The sequence below is a fragment of the Streptomyces sp. NRRL WC-3549 genome (genome assembly GCF_000721935.1).
In the GTDB taxonomy this organism is placed as follows: domain Bacteria; phylum Actinomycetota; class Actinomycetes; order Streptomycetales; family Streptomycetaceae; genus Streptomyces.
In genome coordinates, this window is sequence record NZ_KL585414.1 from 66,949 (window position 1) to 68,359 (window position 1,411).

At 68.2% G+C, this 1,411-nt stretch carries 1 protein-coding gene; it reads left to right on the plus strand.

Translation table 11 applies throughout. The features are described from left to right. Positions 1 to 56 precede the first annotated feature (56 nt). Positions 57 to 1,214 carry an IS701 family transposase gene (locus tag IH13_RS0121570; RefSeq protein WP_031086888.1) on the plus strand — a complete coding sequence of 386 codons (1,158 nt, stop codon included), beginning with the start codon at positions 57 to 59 and terminating at the stop codon, positions 1,212 to 1,214. The last annotated feature ends 197 nt before the right edge of the window (positions 1,215 to 1,411 follow it).

Consider the following 1,411-nt stretch of genomic DNA (forward strand, 5'->3'; position numbering starts at 1 on the left):
TAGTACTGCAACGGTGCTTACCGTGACGGTTGTCGGGTTCGCTCGTTGGTCCGTTCATGGGTGGGGAGATATCCGAGGTTGATGCTCGTCGTTGGTCGGACGGGTTGGCGGGGTTGCACGAGCGGTTTGCTCGCCGGTTCGCACGGAGTGAGTCGCGGGAGTCGGCTCTCGCGTACATGCGGGGCCTGCTGGCGCCGTTGGAGCGCAAGAACGGCTGGACGGTGGCGGAGGAGGCCGGCCATTGCACCCCGGACCGGATCCAGCGGTTGTTGAACCGGATCGACTGGGACGCCGACGGTGTGCTCGACGACGTACGCGAGTACGTCGTCGAGCACCTGGCCGACCCGGGAGGCGTCCTGATCGTGGACGACACCGGTTTCCTGAAGAAGGGCGTGCGGTCGGCCGGCGTCCAGCGGCAGTACTCCGGTACTGCCGGCCGGACCGAGAACTGCCAGGTCGGGGTCTTCCTCGCGTACTCGGGCGAGCGAGGCCGGACGTTGATCGACCGGGCGCTCTACCTGCCGAAGTCCTGGACGGACGACCGCGAGCGCTGCCGGGAGGCAGGGATCGGCGACGAGGTCGAGTTCGCCACGAAGGTCCAGCTCGCGAGGGCGATGGTCCGCCGCGCGGTCGACGATGGGATCCCGTTCCGCTGGGTGACCGCGGACGCGGGCTACGGCTACAGCAAGGGCTGGCGCTACGAGTTGGAGCAGGCCGACGTCTTCCACGTCGTGGCCACGACCCGACACGACACCGTCGTCACCCGGCAGGCCCTGGACCACCCGCTCCATGAACTGGTCGCCGATCTGCCCCGGCAGAAGTGGAAGCGCCGCTCGTGCGGCGAGGGCGCCCACGGCCTGCGGATCTACGACTGGGCCCGCGTCGAGGTCCGCCCCTGGCGCCGTCCTGACCGCAAGCACTGGGTTCTGGCCCGCCGAAGCATCATCGACCCCACGAAGGTCGCCTACTACATCGCCTACGCGCCCGCCGGCACCACATTGAACGAGCTGATCGCCGTCGCCGGTGCCCGCTGGGCGATCGAGGAGTGTTTCCAAACCGCAAAGGGGCAGTGCGGCCTGGACGACTACCAGATCCGCCGCTACCCGGGGTGGCACCGGCACATCACCCTGGCCATGGCCGCCCACGCCTACCTCACTGTCCTGCGGGCCCAGCACCTTGAAAAGGGGCCGGAGCCACTCGAACGCCAGACCTGATCCCACTCACCGTTCCCGAGATCCGCCGGTTGATCACCGGCCTCGCCCGGCCCGTCCGCCGCAGCACCGCCCACGTCCTGCACTGGTCCCGATGGCGTCGCCGACGCCAACACCAGGCCCGAACCAGCCACTACAAGAGACGAGGCCACAGCCTAAGAGCTGAAGCCTCGTCACCGTAAGCACCGTTGCAGTACTAG